26 protein-coding genes are annotated in these 20,919 nt (G+C 38.0%); 8 read left to right on the forward strand and 18 right to left on the reverse strand.

Annotation, left to right across the window (positions count from 1 at the left end; all coding sequences use genetic code 11):
• Positions 1 to 15: 15 nt before the first annotated feature.
• The 3 genes from BME96_RS18190 to BME96_RS18200 all read left to right on the forward strand — a co-directional run bounded on the left by BME96_RS18190 (position 16) and on the right by BME96_RS18200 (position 4,487).
• Positions 16 to 702 (forward strand): response regulator transcription factor, encoded by a 687-nt coding sequence (locus tag BME96_RS18190; RefSeq protein WP_071649832.1) that lies wholly within the window; start codon positions 16 to 18, stop codon positions 700 to 702.
• Positions 686 to 1,774, forward strand: coding sequence for a sensor histidine kinase (locus tag BME96_RS18195; protein ID WP_083547515.1), 1,089 nt, complete (start codon positions 686 to 688; stop codon positions 1,772 to 1,774). The genes BME96_RS18190 and BME96_RS18195 overlap by 17 nt, the downstream gene beginning before the upstream one ends.
• 334 nt (positions 1,775 to 2,108) lie before the next feature.
• Positions 2,109 to 4,487 carry an immune inhibitor A domain-containing protein gene (locus BME96_RS18200; RefSeq protein WP_071649833.1) on the forward strand — a complete coding sequence of 793 codons (2,379 nt, stop codon included), beginning with the start codon at positions 2,109 to 2,111 and terminating at the stop codon, positions 4,485 to 4,487.
• Between the two features lie 80 nt (positions 4,488 to 4,567).
• Here BME96_RS18200 and BME96_RS18205 read toward each other — a convergent pair whose 3' ends face one another.
• From BME96_RS18205 to BME96_RS18255, 11 genes are all read right to left on the reverse strand, one after another.
• Entirely contained in the window at positions 4,568 to 4,927 is a 360-nt protein-coding gene (locus BME96_RS18205) for a rhodanese-like domain-containing protein (RefSeq protein ID WP_019376330.1), read from the reverse strand.
• 13 nt (positions 4,928 to 4,940) lie between these two features.
• Positions 4,941 to 5,723, reverse strand: coding sequence for a sulfite exporter TauE/SafE family protein (locus BME96_RS18210; protein WP_019376331.1), 783 nt, complete (start codon positions 5,721 to 5,723; stop codon positions 4,941 to 4,943).
• A gap of 51 nt (positions 5,724 to 5,774) precedes the next feature.
• Positions 5,775 to 6,002, reverse strand: a complete 228-nt coding sequence (locus tag BME96_RS18215) for a sulfurtransferase TusA family protein (RefSeq protein ID WP_019376332.1) — start codon at positions 6,000 to 6,002, stop codon at positions 5,775 to 5,777.
• 88 nt (positions 6,003 to 6,090) lie between these two features.
• A complete protein-coding gene (locus BME96_RS18220; protein WP_019376333.1) occupies positions 6,091 to 7,215 on the reverse strand; it encodes an MBL fold metallo-hydrolase in 1,125 nt (374 codons plus the stop codon).
• Positions 7,216 to 7,232: 17 nt separating this feature from the next.
• Positions 7,233 to 7,631 carry a DsrE/DsrF/DrsH-like family protein gene (locus BME96_RS18225; protein ID WP_040956719.1) on the reverse strand — a complete coding sequence of 133 codons (399 nt, stop codon included), beginning with the start codon at positions 7,629 to 7,631 and terminating at the stop codon, positions 7,233 to 7,235.
• 20 nt (positions 7,632 to 7,651) lie between these two features.
• On the reverse strand, positions 7,652 to 8,224 hold the full coding sequence (locus BME96_RS18230; protein ID WP_040956720.1) for a sulfurtransferase TusA family protein: 573 nt from the start codon (positions 8,222 to 8,224) through the stop codon (positions 7,652 to 7,654).
• A 10-nt stretch (positions 8,225 to 8,234) separates the two neighbouring features.
• On the reverse strand, positions 8,235 to 8,534 hold the full coding sequence (locus BME96_RS18235; RefSeq protein ID WP_083547518.1) for a rhodanese-like domain-containing protein: 300 nt from the start codon (positions 8,532 to 8,534) through the stop codon (positions 8,235 to 8,237).
• 63 nt (positions 8,535 to 8,597) lie between these two features.
• Positions 8,598 to 9,077 (reverse strand): DsrE/DsrF/DrsH-like family protein, encoded by a 480-nt coding sequence (locus BME96_RS18240; protein ID WP_019376337.1) that lies wholly within the window; start codon positions 9,075 to 9,077, stop codon positions 8,598 to 8,600.
• A gap of 144 nt (positions 9,078 to 9,221) precedes the next feature.
• Positions 9,222 to 9,482: a metal-sensitive transcriptional regulator gene (locus BME96_RS18245; RefSeq protein ID WP_019376338.1), complete on the reverse strand. Its 261-nt coding sequence runs from the start codon at positions 9,480 to 9,482 to the stop codon at positions 9,222 to 9,224.
• Positions 9,472 to 9,849, reverse strand: a complete 378-nt coding sequence (locus tag BME96_RS18250; protein ID WP_019376339.1) for a hypothetical protein — start codon at positions 9,847 to 9,849, stop codon at positions 9,472 to 9,474. Before BME96_RS18250 ends, BME96_RS18245 begins: the two co-directional genes overlap by 11 nt.
• A 69-nt stretch (positions 9,850 to 9,918) precedes the next feature.
• On the reverse strand, positions 9,919 to 11,154 hold the full coding sequence (locus BME96_RS18255; RefSeq protein WP_019376340.1) for a hemolysin family protein: 1,236 nt from the start codon (positions 11,152 to 11,154) through the stop codon (positions 9,919 to 9,921).
• A 280-nt stretch (positions 11,155 to 11,434) separates the two neighbouring features.
• On the opposite strand from BME96_RS18255, the gene BME96_RS18260 reads away from it, so the two are divergent.
• Both BME96_RS18260 and BME96_RS18265 read left to right on the forward strand, forming a co-directional pair.
• Entirely contained in the window at positions 11,435 to 11,554 is a 120-nt protein-coding gene (locus tag BME96_RS18260; protein WP_019376341.1) for a DUF4023 domain-containing protein, read from the forward strand.
• Positions 11,555 to 11,583: 29 nt separating this feature from the next.
• On the forward strand, positions 11,584 to 11,775 hold the full coding sequence (locus BME96_RS18265) for an H-type small acid-soluble spore protein (protein ID WP_019376342.1): 192 nt from the start codon (positions 11,584 to 11,586) through the stop codon (positions 11,773 to 11,775).
• 138 nt (positions 11,776 to 11,913) lie between these two features.
• Here BME96_RS18265 and BME96_RS18270 read toward each other — a convergent pair whose 3' ends face one another.
• Entirely contained in the window at positions 11,914 to 12,657 is a 744-nt protein-coding gene (locus BME96_RS18270) for a hypothetical protein (protein WP_071649835.1), read from the reverse strand.
• A 139-nt stretch (positions 12,658 to 12,796) separates the two neighbouring features.
• Here BME96_RS18270 and BME96_RS18275 point away from each other — a divergent pair, with 139 nt between their 5' ends.
• Positions 12,797 to 13,501, forward strand: coding sequence for an NAD-dependent protein deacylase (locus BME96_RS18275; protein ID WP_019376344.1), 705 nt, complete (start codon positions 12,797 to 12,799; stop codon positions 13,499 to 13,501).
• A gap of 90 nt (positions 13,502 to 13,591) precedes the next feature.
• Here BME96_RS18275 and BME96_RS18280 read toward each other — a convergent pair whose 3' ends face one another.
• Both BME96_RS18280 and BME96_RS18285 read right to left on the reverse strand, forming a co-directional pair.
• A complete protein-coding gene (locus BME96_RS18280; RefSeq protein WP_019376345.1) occupies positions 13,592 to 14,185 on the reverse strand; it encodes a YpjP family protein in 594 nt (197 codons plus the stop codon).
• Between the two features lie 125 nt (positions 14,186 to 14,310).
• Positions 14,311 to 15,438, reverse strand: coding sequence for an MBL fold metallo-hydrolase (locus BME96_RS18285; RefSeq protein ID WP_060680933.1), 1,128 nt, complete (start codon positions 15,436 to 15,438; stop codon positions 14,311 to 14,313).
• A gap of 137 nt (positions 15,439 to 15,575) precedes the next feature.
• Here BME96_RS18285 and BME96_RS18290 point away from each other — a divergent pair, with 137 nt between their 5' ends.
• On the forward strand, positions 15,576 to 16,004 hold the full coding sequence (locus BME96_RS18290) for a GNAT family N-acetyltransferase (protein WP_071649836.1): 429 nt from the start codon (positions 15,576 to 15,578) through the stop codon (positions 16,002 to 16,004).
• A gap of 82 nt (positions 16,005 to 16,086) precedes the next feature.
• Here BME96_RS18290 and BME96_RS18295 read toward each other — a convergent pair whose 3' ends face one another.
• The 3 genes from BME96_RS18295 to BME96_RS18305 form a co-directional block, all read right to left on the reverse strand.
• Positions 16,087 to 16,623: a histidine phosphatase family protein gene (locus BME96_RS18295; RefSeq protein ID WP_071649837.1), complete on the reverse strand. Its 537-nt coding sequence runs from the start codon at positions 16,621 to 16,623 to the stop codon at positions 16,087 to 16,089.
• 15 nt (positions 16,624 to 16,638) lie between these two features.
• The gene (locus BME96_RS18300; RefSeq protein WP_071649838.1) at positions 16,639 to 17,409 is read right to left on the reverse strand and encodes a nucleotidyltransferase domain-containing protein; all 771 of its coding nucleotides are present in this window, start codon (positions 17,407 to 17,409) and stop codon (positions 16,639 to 16,641) included.
• Positions 17,410 to 17,654: 245 nt separating this feature from the next.
• Positions 17,655 to 19,067 (reverse strand): SpoVR family protein, encoded by a 1,413-nt coding sequence (locus tag BME96_RS18305; RefSeq protein WP_071649839.1) that lies wholly within the window; start codon positions 19,065 to 19,067, stop codon positions 17,655 to 17,657.
• 121 nt (positions 19,068 to 19,188) lie between these two features.
• Here BME96_RS18305 and BME96_RS18310 point away from each other — a divergent pair, with 121 nt between their 5' ends.
• The gene (locus tag BME96_RS18310; RefSeq protein WP_071649840.1) at positions 19,189 to 19,542 is read left to right on the forward strand and encodes a protein YmzB; all 354 of its coding nucleotides are present in this window, start codon (positions 19,189 to 19,191) and stop codon (positions 19,540 to 19,542) included.
• 40 nt (positions 19,543 to 19,582) lie between these two features.
• Here the strand turns inward: BME96_RS18310 and yhbH are convergent, their stop codons facing one another.
• Entirely contained in the window at positions 19,583 to 20,746 is a 1,164-nt protein-coding gene (gene yhbH / locus BME96_RS18315) for a sporulation protein YhbH (RefSeq protein WP_019378562.1), read from the reverse strand.
• Between the last annotated feature and the right edge of the window lie 173 nt (positions 20,747 to 20,919).

Here is a 20,919-nt window from a genome sequence, read left to right on the forward strand (position 1 = left end):
AGGGGTGTATTTTTCTTGAAACAAACCATTATGATTGTTGAAGATGATACAATGATTCGTCAACTCATTCGGATGTATTTAGAGAAGCATGACTATGATGTAGTTGAAGCAACTGACGGAGAAGAAGCACAGCATAAATTTCTCACCTACCGTCCTTGCCTTATTATATTAGATCTTATGCTGCCCAAGTTAAGTGGGGAAGACTTCCTTACATGGCTGCGTGACAAAGAAGAGCAGACTGTGTCCGTGATTATGTTATCAGCAAAAGCTTCCACCACAGATAAGATTGCTGGTCTTCGTTTGGGAGCAGACGATTACATCACAAAGCCTTTTGATCCAAATGAGTTGATAGCTCATGTGGAAGCAGTACTTCGAAGGACAGGTCAATTTTGTCAAAAGGTGGTTCTGGACGGTTTATGTATTATGCCTCGTAAAGGTGAAGTACTACTTTATGATCAGGTGGTGAACGTAACTAAGCATGAATTTCAACTGTTATATTATTTCATGCAAAATCCAAATATCGTCTTCTCCCGTGAACAGCTTATTTCACAGCTCTATCCAAATGAAGAGCAAACTGTAATGGATCGAACGATCGATGCACATATAAAAAAGCTAAGAGAAAAAATTGAGACTTCGCCAGCTCAACCTAAAAGAATTCAGACGGTACGAGGAATGGGGTATAAATTTGTTACAAATACGTAAATTTATCTCAGCAATTATTCCTTCAGGTTTTTTATGGAGATTAACCTTTTTAAATACTGTTATAGTTGGAATTGCGACCGTCATTCTAGGTTGGTCTTTATATAATACGGCTTGTACACTGGCTGATGCGGTTGGTAATATGAATGCATATTCGCAGCAGCAGTATAATAACACGCTAAGAACCTATCTGATTATCTTTCTCTTATTAACAATTACAATGGGAAGTCTTTTGCATTATTACTTAACTAAACACTTTATTAAACCAATTCGAATGTTAATGAAATCTACAGATCAAATGAAATCAGGCAATTTTCCCGAGCAAGTACCAGTTAAAAAAGAAGATGAAATTGGGCTGTTAATAAAAAAGTTTAATGAGCTTGTACAACAATTAAATACAAATGAACAACATCGAAAAAGAATGGTTGCTGATCTATCTCATGAATTCCGTACGCCTTTGGCTAATTTAAATGGATACCTACTTGCTCTCGGAAATGGAGATATTAGAGGAGATGAGAACCTTTTCCGCTCCTTGCATCAAGAAGCAGAACGGCTGACTTCATTAGTTGAGCAATTGGATGATTTAAAGGAATGGGAATATTTGTCCAGTCATAACCTTTATGAAAAAGAGGAAACAGAAATCACAGAGTTAGTTCATCAATGTGTAACGATGTTTGATAGGAAGTTCCATAAAACAGAAATAGCTCTTCATATCGATGTTACTCCTGCAAAACTACAGCTCCACAGGGAAGGTATCCAGCAAGTCTTAACAAATTTTCTTGATAACGCTATTCGCTATTATCAAGGTCCGGGTGATATTTATCTAAAGGGAGAACAACTCCAGGCCGGATATAAAATTTCTTTGGAAAGTCCTGGTCCAACAATAGAAGAAAACGAAAAAGAAATTATTTTTGAACGATTCCACCGGTTAGATCCCTCTCGAAATAGAAATACAGGTGGGTCTGGGTTAGGCCTGGCAATATCAAAGGCTATTATAGAACGGCATGGAGGGGAAATAGGGGTGCAACCTAAAGAAAGTACAAACACCTTTTGGATATTACTCCCTATTAACTGATCTGTGACTTAACAATAATTTGGAAAGTTTTATTATGGGGATTGTTTTTTCGAATCCATAAGAGGCGATATAACTGAAGTCACTAACTTTCCTAAATTAAAAATTCCATATCTTTTCAGCATAGTAAATAGCCGTCTGACCTCCAGATTTTATTGGAATTCAGACGGTTTTTTTTATAGTTTCGTAATAGGTCAATATATCCACTCGGCCGAATTAGCGTAAGTATAATGAGCTAAATATTTATAATAATATTTACAATTTACAGAAAAAATTATATTATAAAAATGTTCATTAACTTTTTTTGGAAACTATTAAGAAATAAGGGGGACATTAAATGAAGAAGAAACAAGCAATTATTTCTAGTACTTTAGCATGTATACTAGGGCTTGGAACATTTGGCGCTGTAACTACCACACCCACTGTCACCGCACCCGTCAAAGCTTCAGCGGCTACGGAAGTCGGTTCACCGATAGATTTGGGTATCGCAAATGAAGATAGATTAATAGAAAAGTTAAAGGAAGAAGGTAAAATTCCCAAAAATGCATCACCTGCGGAAGCAGAAAAGAAGCTGAAAAAGTTTCTCCAAGCAAAGGCAAAAAATGCAAAAAAGACAAAGGACAAGCTCCCTAAAGGACTTGATGCAAACCTAAAAAAAGAGAGTGATAATGCCAATAAAGGGTTAAAAAAGGGCAAAGGAAATAAATTAGGACAAGCAAAGAAAAATGAAGTTGATACTGTAAAGAAAGAAACATATAGTGGAGATGTTCGTTCTGACAAAGTATTGGTATTAGCAATAGAATTTCCTGACTACCCTAAAAGCTCTATTACAAAAGAGGAAACGGATTTCTGGTATGAAAATTACACACATGACCACTACCAGGATATGATTTTTGGAGAAAACGGATACACAGGACCTAATGGTGAAAATCTTGTATCTATGAAGCAATATTACGAAAAACAATCAGGTGGTAGCTATACCGTCGATGGAACGGTAGCTGGCTGGTATACAGCAGATCACCCTGCAGCCTATTATGGCGGAAATATTCCATCACCTGATGGAAGTGATGCACGCCCTAGAGAATTAGTATATGAAGCGTTGACGAAAGCAGGGGCAGACCCCGAGGTTGATCTAAGTGAGTACGATGTATGGGATAGAGATGACTATGACGGAGATGGCGTTTATAATGAGCCGGATGGGATTATTGACCATTTGATGGTTGTTCATGCTGGAGTAGGTGAAGAAGCCGGCGGCGGTTCTCTCGGTGGAGATGCCATCTGGTCACATCGCTGGAATCTCGGACAATTAGTTGCAGTACCTGGCGGCAAGTCAGATAGCGATCGTTTCGGTGGTTTGTTAGGAGCCTATGACTACACGGTCGAGCCTGAGGATGGGGCAGCAGGCGTATTCATTCATGAATATGGCCATGATCTTGGTCTTCCAGATGAATATGATACGATATATAGTGGAGCTGGTGAAGCAGTATCCTATTGGTCTGTAATGGCAAGCGGTAGCTGGGCCGGAGATATTCCCGGAACAGAACCTCCTGGAATGAGTCCATATGCACGTGAAATGCTTCAGAATATGCATGGTGGAAACTGGTTATCTGGCGCTACACTGAAAGCAGATGAGATTACGAGTGAAGGTACTAATGTTTTAATTGATGAAGCAATAACAAAAGGTGTTAACAACGATGCTGTTCGCATTGATTTGCCTGATAAGCTAAATGTTTTAAATACTCCACGAACAGGTGAATTTGAATATTATGGTGGTAAAGGAGACGAAGCAGATCATAAAATGTTTACCAGCATTGATTTAAGTGATGCAACTACAGCCACACTTGAGTTTGATGCTTGGTATAATATTGAAAAATACTGGGATTATGCAATGGTACAGGTCTCCACAGATGGAGGGAAGACTTGGGAGTCTCTAGCTAGTGAGAATACCACTAGTCAACTTGATCCAAATGGGTATCCAGCCATTTCAGAAAACCTCCCTGGATATACTGGCTCAAGCAATGGCTGGATTCATGAGTCATTAGATATTAGTAATTATGCAGGGCAGGAAATTCAGGTGCAATTTCGTTCAATGACAGATTGGGCAACAAATTTGGATGGTTTTTTTGCGGATAATATTACTGTAAGAGCAGATGATAAGGAAATTTTTAACGATGGGGCAGAGACTGAGCCGAATTTCACCTTGGATGGGTTTAAGAAGCACGATGGAACTTATACTACAAACCATTACTATCTTCTTGAATGGAGATCTCACAATGGGGTTGATGAAGGATTGGCGCATATTCGCCGTGGGGCAAGCCTGATGTCTTATGATGAAGGATTGGTCGTTTGGTATGTTGATGAATCTTATGATAATAACTGGACAGGAGAACATCCTGGAGAAGGATTCCTAGGCGTAGTTGATGCAGATCAGCACACCAATTATTGGAGTGATAAAACCGCTGGATCGACATCTTACCAGTTACATGACGCAGCCTTCAGCTTAGATAAAACGGAGAAAATGTCCATTACTTATCCTGATCTATATAATATGAAGGATAATTTCACAAAACGTATTCCTCTATTTGACGATAGTGCAGACTACAGCAACCCGGGGCAGATAGATGCTGGTCGGAATATTCCAGAATACGGTTTAAAATTCCGAGTAGCGGGACAAAGCAATGATGGAACAGTCGGAAATATACTTATTTACCGTTAGGCAAGCAATAGTTGAAGTGTTATTAATACAAAGAACCTACCTCTCGTTCAGAGGTAGGTTCTTTGTATGAGTGGGATATCTTATACCCAGGCACTCATACCGCCTTTTACATTAGATACTTTTTCAAAACCTTGTTTCTTAAGGATTTTTGCTGCCTTCGTACTGCGCATTCCGCTCTGACAAATGACAACAACCTCTTTAGATTTATCTAATTGCTTTGTTTGGCCTGCCAAATTGGATAAAGGGATATTCTTAAACGGCTTTCGATTCTTTGCTTTAAACTCCCCAGGGGTACGTACATCAATGAATTGAATATTTCTATCCTTCATCTTCTGTTTTGCATCGGAGGACGTTATATTCTCCACCCCTTTTGCAGGCATAAAACGGCTAAATATAAACGCGATTGCCAACAAGATTACTATCCATTGTACTATTTCCATATCTACATACCTCCTAGAAAAAATCCAGCCAAATTTTTATAGCTGTACCTAGTATTAAGATCGCCAATAACCATTGCAAGATTTTCGTATTGACCTTTTGTCCGAACTTTGCTCCAAGTGGGGACGCAATTAAGCTTGCTACAATCATGATTACGGCAGGAACAAATAAAACCTGTCCCGTTAATAACTTCCCAGTAGTGGAACCAATGGATGAAATAAATGTAATCGCCAAAGAGGTGGCAATCGTCATCCGAGTAGGGATCTTTAGTACAATAAGCATAATTGGAACTAAAATAAATGCTCCCGCAGCTCCTACAATTCCTGCACCAACACCTACAATAAGGGCTAATACAGCTGCAAGCCATTTATTAAAAGTAACCTGATCCAGCGGAATATCATCGAGCCCTTTTTTAGGGACAAACATCATTACCGCTGCGATAGTCGCAAGTATTCCATAAACAAGATTAATTCCTTGGTCTGTCATGAGCTGAGAGCCATAGCCACCTATAAAGCTACCAATAAGAATGCTAATACCCATATAAATGATTAACGTCTTATTTAAATATCCGCCTTTTCGGTATGCCCATACTCCCCCAATGGTTGCAAATAGAACCTGTACTGCGCTAATCCCTGAGACTTCATGCGCAGAAAAGGCAGACAGTCCAAGCATGGCCGGGATATATAATAGCATCGGATATTTAATAATAGAGCCACCAATTCCTACCATTCCAGAAATAAACGACCCAATAAATCCAATGAGGAAAATGGTTATTAAAAAAAGTATACTATATTCCATCAATCTACCTCCTAACTAGAGAAGACCCATATTGCATGGGTCTTCGTCTTTTTATGCTTTCTTAATCCAAAATTTAAATACGCCATCTTCTTCCGCGTCTTGAACGACTGTATGGCCACCTGATTTCGCCCATGCTGTCAAATCACTCTTTGACCCTTTGTCTGTCGCATGCACTTCCAAAATCTCTCCTGAATTCAAGTCTTCCATTGCTTTCTTTGTTCTTACAACTGGCATCGGACAAGCAAACCCTTTTGCATCTAAAAATTTATTTGATTCCATCTTAAAATTCCTCCTAAAAATAATTTGTTTTTATATTTCTATACTATTTATTACGATCGCTAGCTCTTCTAATTCTTCTTACTTTTCTCTAACCTTCTACCGCACAGCGGTTTGGGCCGGATTCCATTTCTTTTTGTTCTTCCACTTCAGGTTTTATTTTCCCCATATTTGTTTGGCGTATTTCCTGATAAGCATTTGGCTGTGGTGGTAAATTCTCTGTAACCATTCTCCTGAATTCACTTTCATCTTCCACGTTCAAGCCTTCATTCTTTTTATATAGATCTCCTAATTTAGCAGCAACTTTTCCGCCTTCTCCCAGCTCCTCTGCAAATGAATAGTGTGCCGGAAGAACAAGCAGTTCATCGCTAAGCTCTTTATACTTGTTATAAAGTGTATGACGGAGATCTCCCACCCAATCTTCTGCTTTACCTGCTAGGTCTGGTCGACCAATGGATTTCACAAATAGGATATCTCCTGTTAATAAATACTTTTCATCAATAATAAATGACGTACTCCCGATGGTATGTCCGGGTGAATAAATTGGATGCACAACAACTTTTGTATTACCAACCGTAATGTCTTTTCCTTCTTCTAATGCAGTATAATCAAACGTAACCTCTGTCGCATCCTTCGGTGGCAAGTGATATGTTCCACCTACTTTTTCAGCAAGGGCACGCCCTCCTGATATATGATCTGCATGTAAATGGGTATCGATTAAGTGCTTGATCTCCACCCCTTTGTCCACAGCAAATGTCTCATAAGCGTCAATCATTCTTGCCGTATCAATAATGGCAGCTTCTCCATTAGACTCTATAAAGTAAGAAAGACAACCTTTTCCAAGACGGACAAATTGATACAATGCTCCTCCACCATTTAAATCACCAATTTTCACTGGTTCCAGGTGTTCACTCCAGGCCTTCATACCACCTTCCAGATTATACACTTTGGTAAATCCAGCCTCTTCCATCATTTCGGCAACCATTTGAGAGGATCCGCCTTTTGCACAAACGACCACAATTTCATTATCTTTATCTATTTCAAGGGAATCAACACCGTCTAATAAATTAAAGTACGGCTCGTTAATAACCCTGATTTTGCCACCTTCAATTTTCCAATTATCATATTCATCTGTATTTCGGACATCCAAAATTAACAACTCTTCGTTCGCAATGATTTTTCGTGCTATATCTTTTGTAGTTACTGATTTAGACAATCAGATCTCCTCCTTCATTAAAATGATAATGTTATATTTGCATCCTTCGCGTATTCAATAAATGAAGCGGCTCCGCCTACTTCAATCCCATCAATAAAGGCTTCCTTTTCGAGGTTCATGACATCCATCGTCATTTGACAAGCAATTATTTTAATATTTAATTCCTGAGCTATTCCAACCAGCTCTTCAATTGATGGTACATTTGCCTGTTTAAAGCCTTCTTCAAAATGTTCTTTTCCTTCAGGAAGTGGTAAATTTTTGTGTGCTTCCTTATGAATGAGGTTTAATCCTTCAAACGTAAAGAATATACCTACCTCTGCATCAGACGCTGCCGCTGCAGTCGCCACATTAAAAACTTTATATGCATCAAATAAACTTCCGTTTGCAGCAATAATTGCTACTTTTGTGTTAGCCATAATCCATTCCTCCATATTAATTAGTTGTTTTTATCTGTTGGCCCTTCCCATGTTGACATACCAGGTATGACATTCTTTACATTAGGAAAGCCTTTCTCTGTCAACTTTTGTGCAGCTAGATCACTACGGTTTCCTGTACGACAAATTACATGTAGCTCGTTATCTTTATCCAATTCTTTCATTCTTTCCTCAAGATCTCCCAGTGGAATATTAATTGCATTAGGGATATGGCCAAATGCGAACTCAGCTGGTTCACGCACATCCAAAATAGTCAGATTTTCTCCTGCTTCTATTTTTGATTGAAGATCTATTAATTGCTCCACATCTTCGTGCTTTGTTTCTTGTTTTGTTTCTGCATCACTTGCTTTTCGTAAATAATGCGTTAAAACTCCAGCTTCTTCTACCGTGCCAAGATATTGATGACCTGTACTTTCTGCCCAGGCTTTCATATCTGTGGTAGAACCTTTATCTGTAGCTTGGACTTCAATAACCTGGCCAGCTTCCAGGTTTGTCATTGCTTTCTTCGTTCTCACAATTGGCATCGGACATGCTAATCCTTTTGCATCTAATATTTCATCTACTTGAATATTCATGTTCATCCTCCTATTTCTTTACTTCTCCATTCCAATCAAGCATACCGCCAGCAACATTGGTTACCTCATAGCCTTGACTAATAAGAAATTCACAAGCTTTCCCGCTTCTGCCGCCTGACCGACACACAATAAAGTGATGTTCATTCTTATCCATTTCATTCACTCGTTCAGGTATTTCACTTAATCGAATATGCTTTGCCCCAGGAATCATTCCCTGTGCTACTTCCTCATCTTCTCTAACATCGATAATGCTTAACCCCTTTTCGGTTTCCATCTTTTTTGCTAGTTCTGTTGTAGTAATTTCTTTCATTTTAAACAGCCTCCGTTTCGTATTATTCTTTACCCCTATAGGTATTAGTAAAGGTAAAATTTTTTAAATAAATAAATTAATATTTCCATCCTCTGCATCACCTATATATGCAGCAACTCCACCGTAATCAACACCATCCATCATTTCCTTTTGTTCAATACCCAGTAAATCCATTGTCATTGTACAAGCGATTAACTTAACATCTAACTCTTTCGCAAGATCAATTAGATCTGGCAATGGCATGGCATTATGCTTTTTAATTACCTTCTTAATCATTTTCGGGCCCATTCCCAAATAATTCATATTGGAAAGCCCCATTTTGTCAGCACCTCTTGGCATAAATTTGCCAAACATTTTTTCCATAAAACCTTTATTTACAGTGATCTGTTCATCTTTTCGAAGAGCATTCAAACCCCAAAAGGTATGAAAAATAGTTACTTCATGATCATATGCAGCAGCCCCATTTGCGATAATATAAGCAGCCATTGCTTTATCATACTCACCACTAAATAGTACAATCGTTGTTTTTTTCTTTTCCGCCATTTATTCTCTCCCTTTCCGCTTCCTTTACTCACTTTACATATACATGTACGGGTATTAATTTATCTCTAAAAAATGGGCTAGCTATTTGCTTCACCCACTTGTATTATATTAAAGGCCCTTTTATTGTTCGTCAAACCTCTAGCCTTATCTGCTCTTCACCAATAGATTAACCGCTTCTTTAATAAGCTCCTCTGTATTTTCCCCGTTTTCTTTTTCTTCACGAATGCACTGCTCTAGATTCGTACTGACAATTAAAGCAGCGGTTCGATCTAGTGCGTTTCGGGCTGCAGACATTTGAGCAACTACATTTTTACAGTCCTTTTGCTCTTCCATCATTTTAATAAGACCTCTAACTTGCCCCTCAATGCGCTTCATACGATTCATTACTTTTTCATCATATTTCATAGGAATACCCCTCCTCTTTACAATCATTTGATAAACATAAACAATACCCTGTTACCTCAATTCCTTTTCCTTTCAGAAATCGAGCAGCCAGGTTTTTCTCAACCAGGTCAGTACCAATAAGGATAATGCGTTTATTTGGTATTTCATGATAATGACGTTTTAAATAAGGTAGCGGCAAGCAATGTGCGTCTATAATAAAATCACGATTGGAGGTCTGGTAATCTCTTATATCTAATAACTGCACGTTTTCTTCCCGAGAAGCTGCGACTTCTTGTGGAGTCATTTGTTTTACTCCTCGGACAGGCATATACCGTTGATAAACGAAATACGTTGCAGCCATTAGTCCTAAAGCCACCAAATAAATCATCGCCTACCCCTCTCTTCTTTGTAATACATTTACTATAATATACCCCTATAGGTATTTTGTCAAACCCTTTTATTGTTGTAAATTATTTTTTATTATTTGCACCCGTTTTAGCATACGTTCGTCTAAGCTTAATACCTTAAATGATAAGTTATTTCTTTCAAGTGTTTCTCCTTCAGAAGGGAAATAATTAAACTCCCTCAGTAAATATCCAGCAAGTACATCCTCTTCCTCAGGAATATCTGTATGAAAAATAGTATTCAAGCGATGTAAGGGGATTTTTCCATTACAAATAATTTCTGTATTAGTAACCTTTTCTACAAGTGGCTCGTTTCCTTTGTCCATTTCATCTTCTATTTCCAGACCAAGTAATACTTCTAGAATATCTTCGTGAGTAAGAATACCTTCAGTGCCGCCATACTCATCTAATACAATTGCCATGTGTTTCTTTTCTTGCATCATTTTACGAAATACCCATTCAATGGAATGAAATTCAAAAACAATTAATGGATCCATATCACTGTATGACTCAAGAGATTCTTCCGGTTCAATGGACCAGGACAGTACATATTTCGAGTGAAATACTCCAACAATGTTATCAATATCTTCCTCGTAAATAGGGTAACGGGTAAACGGATTTTCAATTGCCATATTCCTCACTTCTTCAAAATCTGCTGTGTGTGGTAAGGCAACAATATCTACACGAGGTGTTTTCAATGCATCTTTTACGTTCAGATTATTAAACTCCAAGACGCCTTTAATCCGGTACGACTCGTCCTGCTTAAATATCCCTTCTGTTCTTGCAATATCAACCATTGCTCTAATTTCATCTTTAGAAATAGAGGTGCTGTCTTCCTGCCCTTTGGACAGAAATTTTATAATGAAGCCAGTCATTGCATTTAGTACAATGGTTAACGGCTTAAACAACAAAACAATTCCTTTGATAACAGGATAAATTATATAAGAGATCCGATCAGGGAAGGTCGCCGCAACGGATTTTGGTATTACCTCTGAGAAAATAATGATTACAATAGTTAATACAGCTGAGGCAACCGCAACATTTATTCCATAATCTATTGCTACCATCGTTACTAACGTAGGTAGTAAAATATTTGCGATATTATTCCCGATCAGTATTGTTGTAATAAATTCTTCCGGCTTGGACACCAGATTTAACAGTTTCTCTGATTTTTTATCATTATTATTCGCTTTGGATTGCAAACGCATTTTGTTTGCAGCAGTTAAAGCTGTTTCACTTCCAGAAAAGAAAAATGAAACAAAAAGTAGTACGATGATCGCGATGATCACTATTATATTCCTCCTTATGTTGACTCACTTGTTTCTATGATAAAGGAACCTGATTAATAAGAAAAGTACAAGCGCTTTGCTTTAGTTGAAGTTTCTGTGAACATAGAGTACATTCGCGCCCCAGAGCTGCATATGGAAGGATGGCACCTAAAATAAATAAGAATTAGCGCTCCTGTGGCAATCTTAGCTTAAGTTTTTTGCCTTAGGTACTTATTTTTCCCACGTGTTTTTGATATAAACCTGGTTAAAGTAATAGTACCCCATTTATAGGAGGCTCAACATGAAAAGCACACATGAATTTGTAGAGAAATTTAATGATACAAAAAGAAAAGATCAGTTAAATAAACATCGACAAGGGCATAATGACCCGGCAAAAAAACTGCCTAATAAACGCCATTAGTTAGTGCTTAAAGAAGGAGTGGGGATAGTATGGATAAGCAGCGCGCCCAGGAAATCATGGATTCCTTGGCAATGATTCAGGTCCATTATCATGGAATCCCTGTATATATTGAGGGTATTAACAATAAAGATGAAACAGCAACTGTTTTCCCATTGGATGAGATGCATAACAGTCAGCACGTTGAATTGCATGGGTTAAGCGAGAATAGAAGTACACCTTAGAAAGCAGCTAGACCAGCCACACCGGTAAATAAAAACTCCAACGAGTGAGGACAAAAATCCGAACTGGAGCATAATGTATGAGCCAGTTCGGTATAAGAAATCTACCATACAATATGTCACATTCGTATACCCACGCCCCTATTGTTTATCCTTGTTCTTTCTTTCCAAGGTCATATACGCAAGCGGTCGTTCTGGATCAGACATCAGTTTCGCTACATAGGAGGTTGTTAAATGGTATCCTTCTTCGACTTTCTCCGCTAAATAATTTGTTCTTTCAAATAGAATGGAACGAAAATGGTCCATTTGGCGGGTGATTTTCTCTGTAATCGCTTCTTGATTTTCCATTCTTTCCAGAACCTTTTCTTGACTCACTTCATGTTCCTTCACTTTTTCTCCAATTTCCTTTTGCCATTCTGTCTGTTGCTCAACTTTTGAAGTAAGCTTTTCATTTACTTCCCTGTGTCTTTCCAATTTGTCCGCGATGTCCTGGTAGCCTGAAGTAATCTCATTAAGCTGTTGGTCATACGTTTCCTTTGATAAATAATTTTCTTCTATTAATTTCTGTATGCTCAGCTGATTACCTTCCAACTTTTGCAGTACTTTTATAACATCGTTCTCCAATTTGTCATGTGTATCATTTAACTGCTTTAGTTGATTCAATTGGGTCGTAATATCTTTCCACTGATGTGTTTGTTTATTACTCTGTTGTTCATAGAGATTTTTTAATTCATAGAATGATGTAGATAGTGACTTATTTACCCTTTGCTGCTCTTCAATCATTTCTGCCACATGGTTTTTTATAAACACCTCCTGATTAGGTGCTTGTATTCCTTCATTATTTTTATAAATATCACCATGACGATGATTAATATATAAACCCATAAACTACACTCCTTGATCAGTTAACTGTTATAGCTTATGCAATTTCTGGACTTTTGACATAGAAGAGGGAGGTCAGTGTTACTGGGGCATATTATGCTAAAATAACGGGTATAACATTGGATGGAAGGGGAGAGTTCACATGTTAAAAAAGTGGCTACAGAATTCCAATTATACAGTCGTTTTCACTGGGGCAGGAATGTCTACGGAAAGTGGGCTACCTGATTTCCGATCTTCTAACCAAGGACTATGGAATAAAAAAGACCCAAGCAAAATTGCCAGTACGGATGCATTAAATAATAATGTAAATGACTTTATTTCCTTTTACAGAGAACGCGTATTAGGTGTGAAAGAATATAGTCCACATAAAGGGCATTATATTCTTGCTGATCTCGAAAAACAGGGATATGTGAAATCCATTATCACGCAAAATGTAGACGGCTTTCACCAACAAGCCGGATCGAAAAACGTAGCTGAACTGCATGGTACGTTACAAACGGTTCACTGTCAGAGTTGTGGAGAGGTGTATAGCAGCCAAGAGTACGTAGATAAAGAGTATTATTGTACCTGTGGAGGTATATTGCGTCCTTCTATCATATTATTTGGTGAGACACTGCCACAGGATGCCTTTCAATTTGCCTTAGAGGAAAGCCGAAAAAGTGATCTATTTATTGTTCTAGGCTCATCACTAAGCGTTACGCCTGCTAACCAATTTCCTTTAATAGCAAAAGAAATGGGCGCAAAACTTGTTATTATTAATCGGGAAAAGACTCCCTTTGATTACTATGCTGACCAAGTTATTAGAGACCAGGCAATTGGTAAAGTACTAGCAGGATTAGACATGTAGGCATACTAAAAGCCAGAGACTCAAAAGGTTGGATACTTTACAAATCTCTGGCTTAATATGTTTTTTTATGTTTTGTGTGGTTTCAGCCATTTAAGCCATCCATTTTGGAGGGGTATTTTTATCCCAGAATATTTCTCCAATTTCATGATGCTTAACAAAGTTATCTTCCTGTAAATGATAATGGAAATTAAACCAGTATCCTTCCAGTGGGCGGTTATCTCTACGAACATCAAACCTAGCTATATCTTCATTGGTTCGGAGATCATAGACACTGAAAATTTTTTCACCAAATCCTTCTGTCGGCTGCTGGGTGATACCGAAATAAAAGTCATGATCTTCTTCTGTAACCAAGGTTTCCACTACGGTCTCCATTTCCTTAATAATCACAGCTAAAAACTGATCATCCAAGCGCTCACTAATTCTAGGTCCTAACTTGGTATACGTCTGTGCTTTAACATCCTTCTTTAACGCATCTATATGTAAGCTGTCTGTTGATAATCCTGTCGCTTCAGTTGGCCTGTCTTCCACCATTTTTGGAGAGAAATCTTCGAGATGATCTCCTTTAGAAGACAAGGCATCTTTATTGTTTTCTGCATTTGTGTGTATATCCATTTGTGGCACATACATGCCAAGCGTCATAATTGCAACAAGAACGACGGCTATTTTTCTCATCCAAAGCTTCATGGTTTTCAACTCCTCACTATACATAAATTTTAACACTTTTTCAGAAGTTGTCCACCGTTTTAAAAATTTTTGCAAAATTAATTTATTATAAAAAGCCCGCGTATTACACGGGCTTTAATAACTTATTAGACAGCGCAACGATTAGGACCTATTTCCATTTCTTGTCGGGCATCATCATCTGGGTTTCTTTTACCCATATTTACCTCTCTAATCTTTTCATGACTGTTCGGTTGGGGAGGTAATTGATCTGTTACAAGGTTTTGGAATTCATCCTCATTCTCCACCTGCAAACGATCATTTTGTCTGTAAAGGTTGTTCAGATCGGCTTGAACTGTCCCATCTTTATTAATTTCTTTCATATCACCAAAGTGGCCAGGCAATACAATTAAATCCTGAGATAATTCTGGATATCTTGCGTACAGCGTTTCATAAAGATCTTTTACCCATTCATCTGCTTTGCCAGCTAGATCCGGACGACCGATGGAATCGATAAACAACGTATCCCCAGTCAGTAAATATTGATTGTTAATGATAAAGCTGGTACTCCCTGGTGTATGACCTGGAGAATGAAACGCTGAAATTGTTACAGATTTACCTACCTCTATCTCTGTATTACTTGTAGTTGCCTTATAGGTTAAATCAATATTTTCCTCTTCATTTTCAGGGAAATAATAATCAGCACTTACCTTGTCTGCTAACGTTTTTCCTCCAGAGATATGATCTGCATGAAGATGGGTATCCAGAACGCTATGAATAGAAGCTTGTTTATCTTCTGCGAAACGTTTATAGATATCTGTCATTCGAACAGGATCGACCACTGCTGCTTCACCATTATTAATAATCATATAAGAAAGACAACCCTTACCAATACGTAGAAACTGATAAATTTCTCCTCCATCAGATAAGTTTGCTACTTTGACTGGTTCAAGATGTTCGCTCCATGCTGTCATTCCCCCTTCTAAGTAGGTAATATTTTCAACACCCGCTTTTTTAAGGGTTTCCACTCCATCTTGAGAGGATATACCTCTTGCACAAACAACATATATGGTTTGATCGTGAGGAAGCTCTTCTTTTATATCTTCTACTTCATCTTTTAGTTGTTTAAAAGGAACATTTATACTTTTTACGTTTTCTCCTTCAATTTTCCAATCAGAATAATCCTCTTCTTTGCGGATATCAAGGATAAACACCTTTTCACCATTAAGAATTTTTTGAGCTAATCTTTTAGTTGTCAGTGGCTTTACTTCCGCCATTACTGATCCCTCCATTTAAAAATTCTTTACATAAAACCTCTATATTATACCCGTACCCCTATAGTTATAGATTTAAACGACAGAAAGGAAGAGATAGGATATAATAGTTCAAATGAATTACAACGGAGGGTGAGTAGATGATTAAAATAAAGGAGCTACAATTAAAGGAAGATATTATAGAGGCTTTTCCGATTATGAATGAGCTTCGTTCGCATCTTGATCTCAATTCATATATAGAACTGGTTCAAGAAGCTATGGAAAAAGATATGTACCACCTTGTTGCTCTTTATGAGCACGGGGAAATAGCTGCTGTCATTGGATATAAACCAATGATCACCCTTTATTATGGCCGGTTCATTTGGGTGTGTGATTTGGTTACAAAAGAGGATAAGCGTTCCAATGGTTTCGGGGAGAAGTTACTGTCCTTTGTAGAGAATTGGGCTAAAAAAAACAAGTATCAAGCTGTTGCTTTGTCCTCCGGTTTACAACGTACAGAGGCCCATCGCTTTTATGAGGAGAGAATGACGTATGATAGAGTAAGTTTCGTTTTCAAAAAATTAATATAGAAGATAAGTAATTTGCCAATTAGCGTTAATTTTCAATTCCTAGAAAACCTCCGACTGGTAGCCTCATCGGAGGTTGATTTCGTCACTTTTCCCAAATTCTGTGGATAGTTGCCTTTCCATTAGCTATATTGAGCTCAAATACATCTGGATTTGTAAGACTGCTCCAATCTTCAAATCCATAATTCGGATCTATGTACATGAGAAGAAGTGATAGCAAATTTCCATGTGTAGCTAGGATGGTACTCGTATCATCTTCTAATTCCTCTATTACGGACACAATGCGTTGTGTTGCTTTATTACTCGATTCCCCACCAGGATATGTTAGTTCCAGATCTTCAAACGTAATTCGTAGTTTTTCAAACCAATCTGAAAGATTCTCTTTACTTAATACACGTTCAGCAAGCCTTGGATCAGTTTCTATCTCCATATCCCATTTTGAGGCCAACGGATCGACCGACTGTTGGGCTCTTATAAAAGGACTTGAGATAATACGGTCTGGTCGTTTATTAAAAAAAGCTGCTAATTGATTTGCCTGCTGCTTGCCTTGTTCTGTAAGCGGAGCTTCTGGTTCTTGCCCCTCTGCCTTACAATGTCTTACTACATAGATTAATTTACTCATGTTTTTGCTCCTTCTTTATAATGGTATAGTAAGCATTTTTTCCATGAAAGGCTGTACTCTCTTTTTCCCTTCCAAACTCAGGCCGGAAATTATCCACTCCTTTTCGCTAGCAACAAGCTGTTGAATACGCCTTGCTGCTTGTGAGTGAGCTTCAGGAGTAAGGCTTTCAAAAATAGCTGTAATACTACTTCCCATCTGTTCCGGTACAGAGTATGTTATTGTCTTTAATCCCAGTTGAGCACGTTCAGGACAATAATGATGAAGCAATACCCTTGCCATATGTGTCATCACATGCTGTAGCATAGCCACAGACCATAGGTCATTTCCTCTGGAAGCCGATTTCTTATATTGAAACAAAAACCACACAACATCTATGACATCATCTTTGAATTCTTTTTCCGATAATCGTAAATTTTGCGAGCTTTTATACTTGTCTAATCTGCCTTCCGGGTCATATAGTACCGTAAAATAATCCTTCTGCTTAAATGATTGTTCCGTAACTGTAAAGAGGTCGAGGTGAAGGAGATTATTATATACAGCAATAATTTGTGGTGCAATAATAAAAATATCATCCCAAAATAATATATCTTGATATGCCTTAAGGTGCATGAGTCGCTTTTCCAGAAACAGTGCTTCATCTTTTTGGTCAACCAGGCAGTATAGATCAATATCAGAATGCTCGTCATGCTCACCTCTACCCATGGAACCCTTAAGAAAAACTGCTTTCACAAGCGGATCTGCTTTTAGACTCTCCGTTATTTTTTCTACAGCATCTTCTTGAAGCAAACGCCTTTCCCCCTTTTCTTATATAAATAAATATTACGCCATTATATACTTATACCGAAAAATAAAACAAGTAGTAAAGAAAAAAATCGGGCTCTCATATAGTTCTCTTCTCCGGCCAATTTTCTGCTGTTGCAGTGGATATTCCCGCTCTATTCTCCGGCCGAATACTTCACTCTAGTGCTGAGCTTTTCGCCTTCCATAAATGAAACCCGGAAGATACATAGCGTACCTTCCGGGTTTCGTCTTTAAGCCTGTCTTCGGTTAATTTTATCGCCATTACAGGAAAACACGACTTTCTTTTCCTCTACATATGTTTCCATATAAACGGTTCTTCCCCAAAGCTGATAAATATATGGTAAGACATTTTCCAAATATTTCACATCCAGCTCTGTTCCTTCATAGCTGTGTACCAAGTATAATTCGCCATTACGCAGATAATCCCCATTCTCAACACAAATATAAGGAAACCCACCATTCACACGCATGGAAACAAGTTGTTCCCGCACATTTTTATAGTCCTTATCCGTAATTTGATAATTCCTTCCTTTTTTCTCAAAAAGGTACATATCTTCACGTTGCACTAATTCCTTCGTTAAATAATTGCGGATAAAGGATATATCCGATTCCATCTCTCTTACCTCAAAAATCTTATCTCTTCCCGAATTTTGCTTCACACCTAGCATTTTCATTTCCTCTGTGGGATCGTTGTAACGTTCTTCGATGTCCTCAAATATTTTCAAACCTAAATAATAAGGGTTAATACTCTGCTTGGATGGCTGAACAACACCTGCATTTAGCGTCGCAAATTCAATCGTTTCATCTGAGGAAAGATCCATTTCTCTTAATATCCGTTGATGCCAATACGATGCCCAGCCTTCATTCATAATTTTGGTTTCAAGCTGTGGCCAGAAATAAAGCATTTCTTCCCGCATCATTGTCAAAATATCACGTTGCCAGTCTTCCAGCTCCCGGCTATATTCCTGTATAAACAGCAGTAAATCCTTCTCTGGTCTAGGCGGGAACTTTTTGGTTTTTCTTAATGCAGGTAATCGATTGTTTTTTTCTTCTACCTCATCTAACTTCCAAAGGTCGTCATAAGGCGTTTTAGCAGCTTTCTCCTCTGACTCTTCCTCCTCCTTATCATAAGACGGTAAATTCGGGCGTACAATGGATGGATCTATATGCTCCTGTATGGCAAGGATGGCATCCAAAAAACGCTCTACTTCCTTCTTCCCATGGATAAGTTCATAATTTGCAATTCGTTCTGCAGTAGCAGTCATACTTTCCACCATATCTCTACGCGTATTGGAAAAACGCACATTATTTTTGAAAAAATCACAATGTGCAAGAACGTGGGCAATAATTAATTTATTCTGGATTAAGCTATTAGTGTCCAAAAGAAACGCATAGCAAGGATTAGAATTGATAACTAACTCATAAATTTGACTTAAACCTAAATCATATTGAAGCTTCATCTTATGAAATTGCTTCCCAAAACTCCAATGCGAAAATCTTGTTGGCATTCCATATGCACCAAATGTATAAATAATATCTGCAGGACAAATTTCATAACGCATCGGATAGAAATCAAGGCCAAATCCAGCAGCAATTTCCGTTATTTCACTGATCGCATGACTGAGTTCCTTTGTCTCATTCAAAATAGAATCCCCCCAACCTGACTTTATATAATTTATGCTTCTGCAAATAAAACATGACCCCTCCTGAAAAATGTATGATTATTTTGGATAGGGAAAACTTATAGTATAGGAGGGATTGAAAATGCATCAACAGTATTTATCAATTGAGCAATTTAATAAACTATTTTATAAATGGAACGGTAAAACGGTGAAAATTGCCAAACAGGAATTGGATGATTATGATGAAATCATAATGCGCTTAGATCGCATTTCCTATGAAACCGACACACGGAGACTGGATGATTATGAACCGATGCATTCCTTGCATCTAAACGGCATAGGCGAAATTGAAAATGCCTCCAATCATTTTGAGCCATTGCCTTCTCCATTGTATGAGATACCTTTAGAGGACACTTCTCTATACCAGTTTGATGGAGATCGATTTTCAATCGTAACAGACCGGGCTATTTATACAATTGAACTTGCAGGTGAATGAAACAAGTGCCAGACATTTAGCGTCATGGCACTTGTTCCAATTATACGTTTGCTGTTTCTTTTTGGAAGAAACTCTTCAATGCATGATAGACATCATTTTTCTCTTTTAAAATATAATGGCGAAACTTTTCATCACTAATATTCTCATATGCCCGCATTAAGGTTGATTTTCGGCTATACCCATTCACTTCCCCATATCCAAACATGCTTGATACATCCATAATTTCATTAACTAGCTTGATACATTTTGGATTATCGGATGTGATATTTTCTCCATCTGAAAAATGAAAAGGATAAATATTATAGCTTGTTGGGTTAAATCGTTCATCAATAAGCTCCAGAGCTTTATAATAAGCAGAAGAGCAAATGGTTCCACCACTTTCTCCTTTAGAAAAAAAGTCCTCCTCCGTTACAACCTTTGCTTCCGTATGATGGGCGATAAAAGCAATCTCTACGGATTCATATTTTGAACGAAGGAACCTTGTCATCCAGAAAAAGAAGCTTCGTGCTATATATTTTTCAAATGTCCCCATGGATGCGCTTGTATCCATCATTGCGAGCACTACCGCTTTGGATTCCGGTTTGATAACGTCATTCCACGTTTTAAAACGAAGATCATCATTATAAATTGGGGTCAGCCCCGGTCTTCCTTCTGTTGCATTTCGTTTAATTGCTGTTAAAATCGTACGTTTTTTATCAATATTGCCCATAAGTCCCTTTTTACGCACATCATTAAACTCTACTTTTTCTGTAATTATTTCAGCTTGGTCTTTCTCCTGAAGGTTAGGTAGCTCCATTTCCCTGAAAAGAGCATCCTCCAATTCAGCTAGAGAAACCTCTGCTTCATAATAATCCTGGCCAGGCTGATCTCCCGCTTTCTTCCCTTTACCAGCTCCGTCTTCTCCTTGACTACTGCCGTCTCTGGCAACAATATCACCAATTTGACTATCTCCATCGCCTTGCCCGACATGCTTTGTTTTATCATAATTGTACCTGATTTTATATTCATCCAATGACCGTATAGGAATCTTAATGACATCACGGCCATTTGACATAATAATATTTTCTTCGCTAACTAAATCCGGCAAGTTATTCTTAATGGCTTCCTTCACCTTATCCATGTGACGTTGTTGATCCTGATAGCCTTTGCGATGGAGGGACCAGTTTTCCTGGGAGACGACGAAATTTTCCTTTTTCTCCTGCATACTATCTCCTCCTGTATAGTTGTTAAAAACTTACCTTCCAAGCAATTGATTGCTTTCTTTATACTATGCAGCTCGGCTCTAGTTATTGCACTTTTTAGAAAACTTAGGTGTAAAAAAGTGGACTGGAATTTTGGAAGGAAAGTGTTAGAAGAATAGTTATAGCAGGCAGCGGG

The organism is Virgibacillus halodenitrificans, from assembly GCF_001878675.1.
In the GTDB taxonomy this organism is placed as follows: Bacteria; Bacillota; Bacilli; order Bacillales; family Amphibacillaceae; genus Virgibacillus_Q; species Virgibacillus_Q halodenitrificans.

Excerpts from the sequence above, each read along its gene's own strand:
- BME96_RS18200 (WP_071649833.1), top strand. The coding sequence starts at position 2,109 with ATGAAGAAGAAACAAGCAATTATTTCTAGTACTTTAGCATGTATACTA.
- BME96_RS18205 (WP_019376330.1), bottom strand. The coding sequence starts at position 4,927 with ATGGAAATAGTACAATGGATAGTAATCTTGTTGGCAATCGCGTTTATA.
- BME96_RS18210 (WP_019376331.1), bottom strand. The coding sequence starts at position 5,723 with ATGGAATATAGTATACTTTTTTTAATAACCATTTTCCTCATTGGATTT.
- BME96_RS18215 (WP_019376332.1), bottom strand. The coding sequence starts at position 6,002 with ATGGAATCAAATAAATTTTTAGATGCAAAAGGGTTTGCTTGTCCGATG.
- BME96_RS18225 (WP_040956719.1), bottom strand. The coding sequence starts at position 7,631 with ATGGCTAACACAAAAGTAGCAATTATTGCTGCAAACGGAAGTTTATTT.
- BME96_RS18230 (WP_040956720.1), bottom strand. The coding sequence starts at position 8,224 with ATGAATATTCAAGTAGATGAAATATTAGATGCAAAAGGATTAGCATGT.
- BME96_RS18235 (WP_083547518.1), bottom strand. The coding sequence starts at position 8,534 with ATGAAAGAAATTACTACAACAGAACTAGCAAAAAAGATGGAAACCGAA.
- BME96_RS18240 (WP_019376337.1), bottom strand. The coding sequence starts at position 9,077 with ATGGCGGAAAAGAAAAAAACAACGATTGTACTATTTAGTGGTGAGTAT.
- BME96_RS18245 (WP_019376338.1), bottom strand. The coding sequence starts at position 9,482 with ATGAAATATGATGAAAAAGTAATGAATCGTATGAAGCGCATTGAGGGG.
- BME96_RS18250 (WP_019376339.1), bottom strand. The coding sequence starts at position 9,849 with ATGATTTATTTGGTGGCTTTAGGACTAATGGCTGCAACGTATTTCGTT.
- BME96_RS18260 (WP_019376341.1), top strand. The coding sequence starts at position 11,435 with ATGAAAAGCACACATGAATTTGTAGAGAAATTTAATGATACAAAAAGA.
- BME96_RS18265 (WP_019376342.1), top strand. The coding sequence starts at position 11,584 with ATGGATAAGCAGCGCGCCCAGGAAATCATGGATTCCTTGGCAATGATT.
- BME96_RS18270 (WP_071649835.1), bottom strand. The coding sequence starts at position 12,657 with ATGGGTTTATATATTAATCATCGTCATGGTGATATTTATAAAAATAAT.
- BME96_RS18275 (WP_019376344.1), top strand. The coding sequence starts at position 12,797 with ATGTTAAAAAAGTGGCTACAGAATTCCAATTATACAGTCGTTTTCACT.
- BME96_RS18280 (WP_019376345.1), bottom strand. The coding sequence starts at position 14,185 with ATGAAGCTTTGGATGAGAAAAATAGCCGTCGTTCTTGTTGCAATTATG.
- BME96_RS18285 (WP_060680933.1), bottom strand. The coding sequence starts at position 15,438 with ATGGCGGAAGTAAAGCCACTGACAACTAAAAGATTAGCTCAAAAAATT.
- BME96_RS18290 (WP_071649836.1), top strand. The coding sequence starts at position 15,576 with ATGATTAAAATAAAGGAGCTACAATTAAAGGAAGATATTATAGAGGCT.
- BME96_RS18295 (WP_071649837.1), bottom strand. The coding sequence starts at position 16,623 with ATGAGTAAATTAATCTATGTAGTAAGACATTGTAAGGCAGAGGGGCAA.
- BME96_RS18310 (WP_071649840.1), top strand. The coding sequence starts at position 19,189 with ATGCATCAACAGTATTTATCAATTGAGCAATTTAATAAACTATTTTAT.
- yhbH (WP_019378562.1), bottom strand. The coding sequence starts at position 20,746 with ATGCAGGAGAAAAAGGAAAATTTCGTCGTCTCCCAGGAAAACTGGTCC.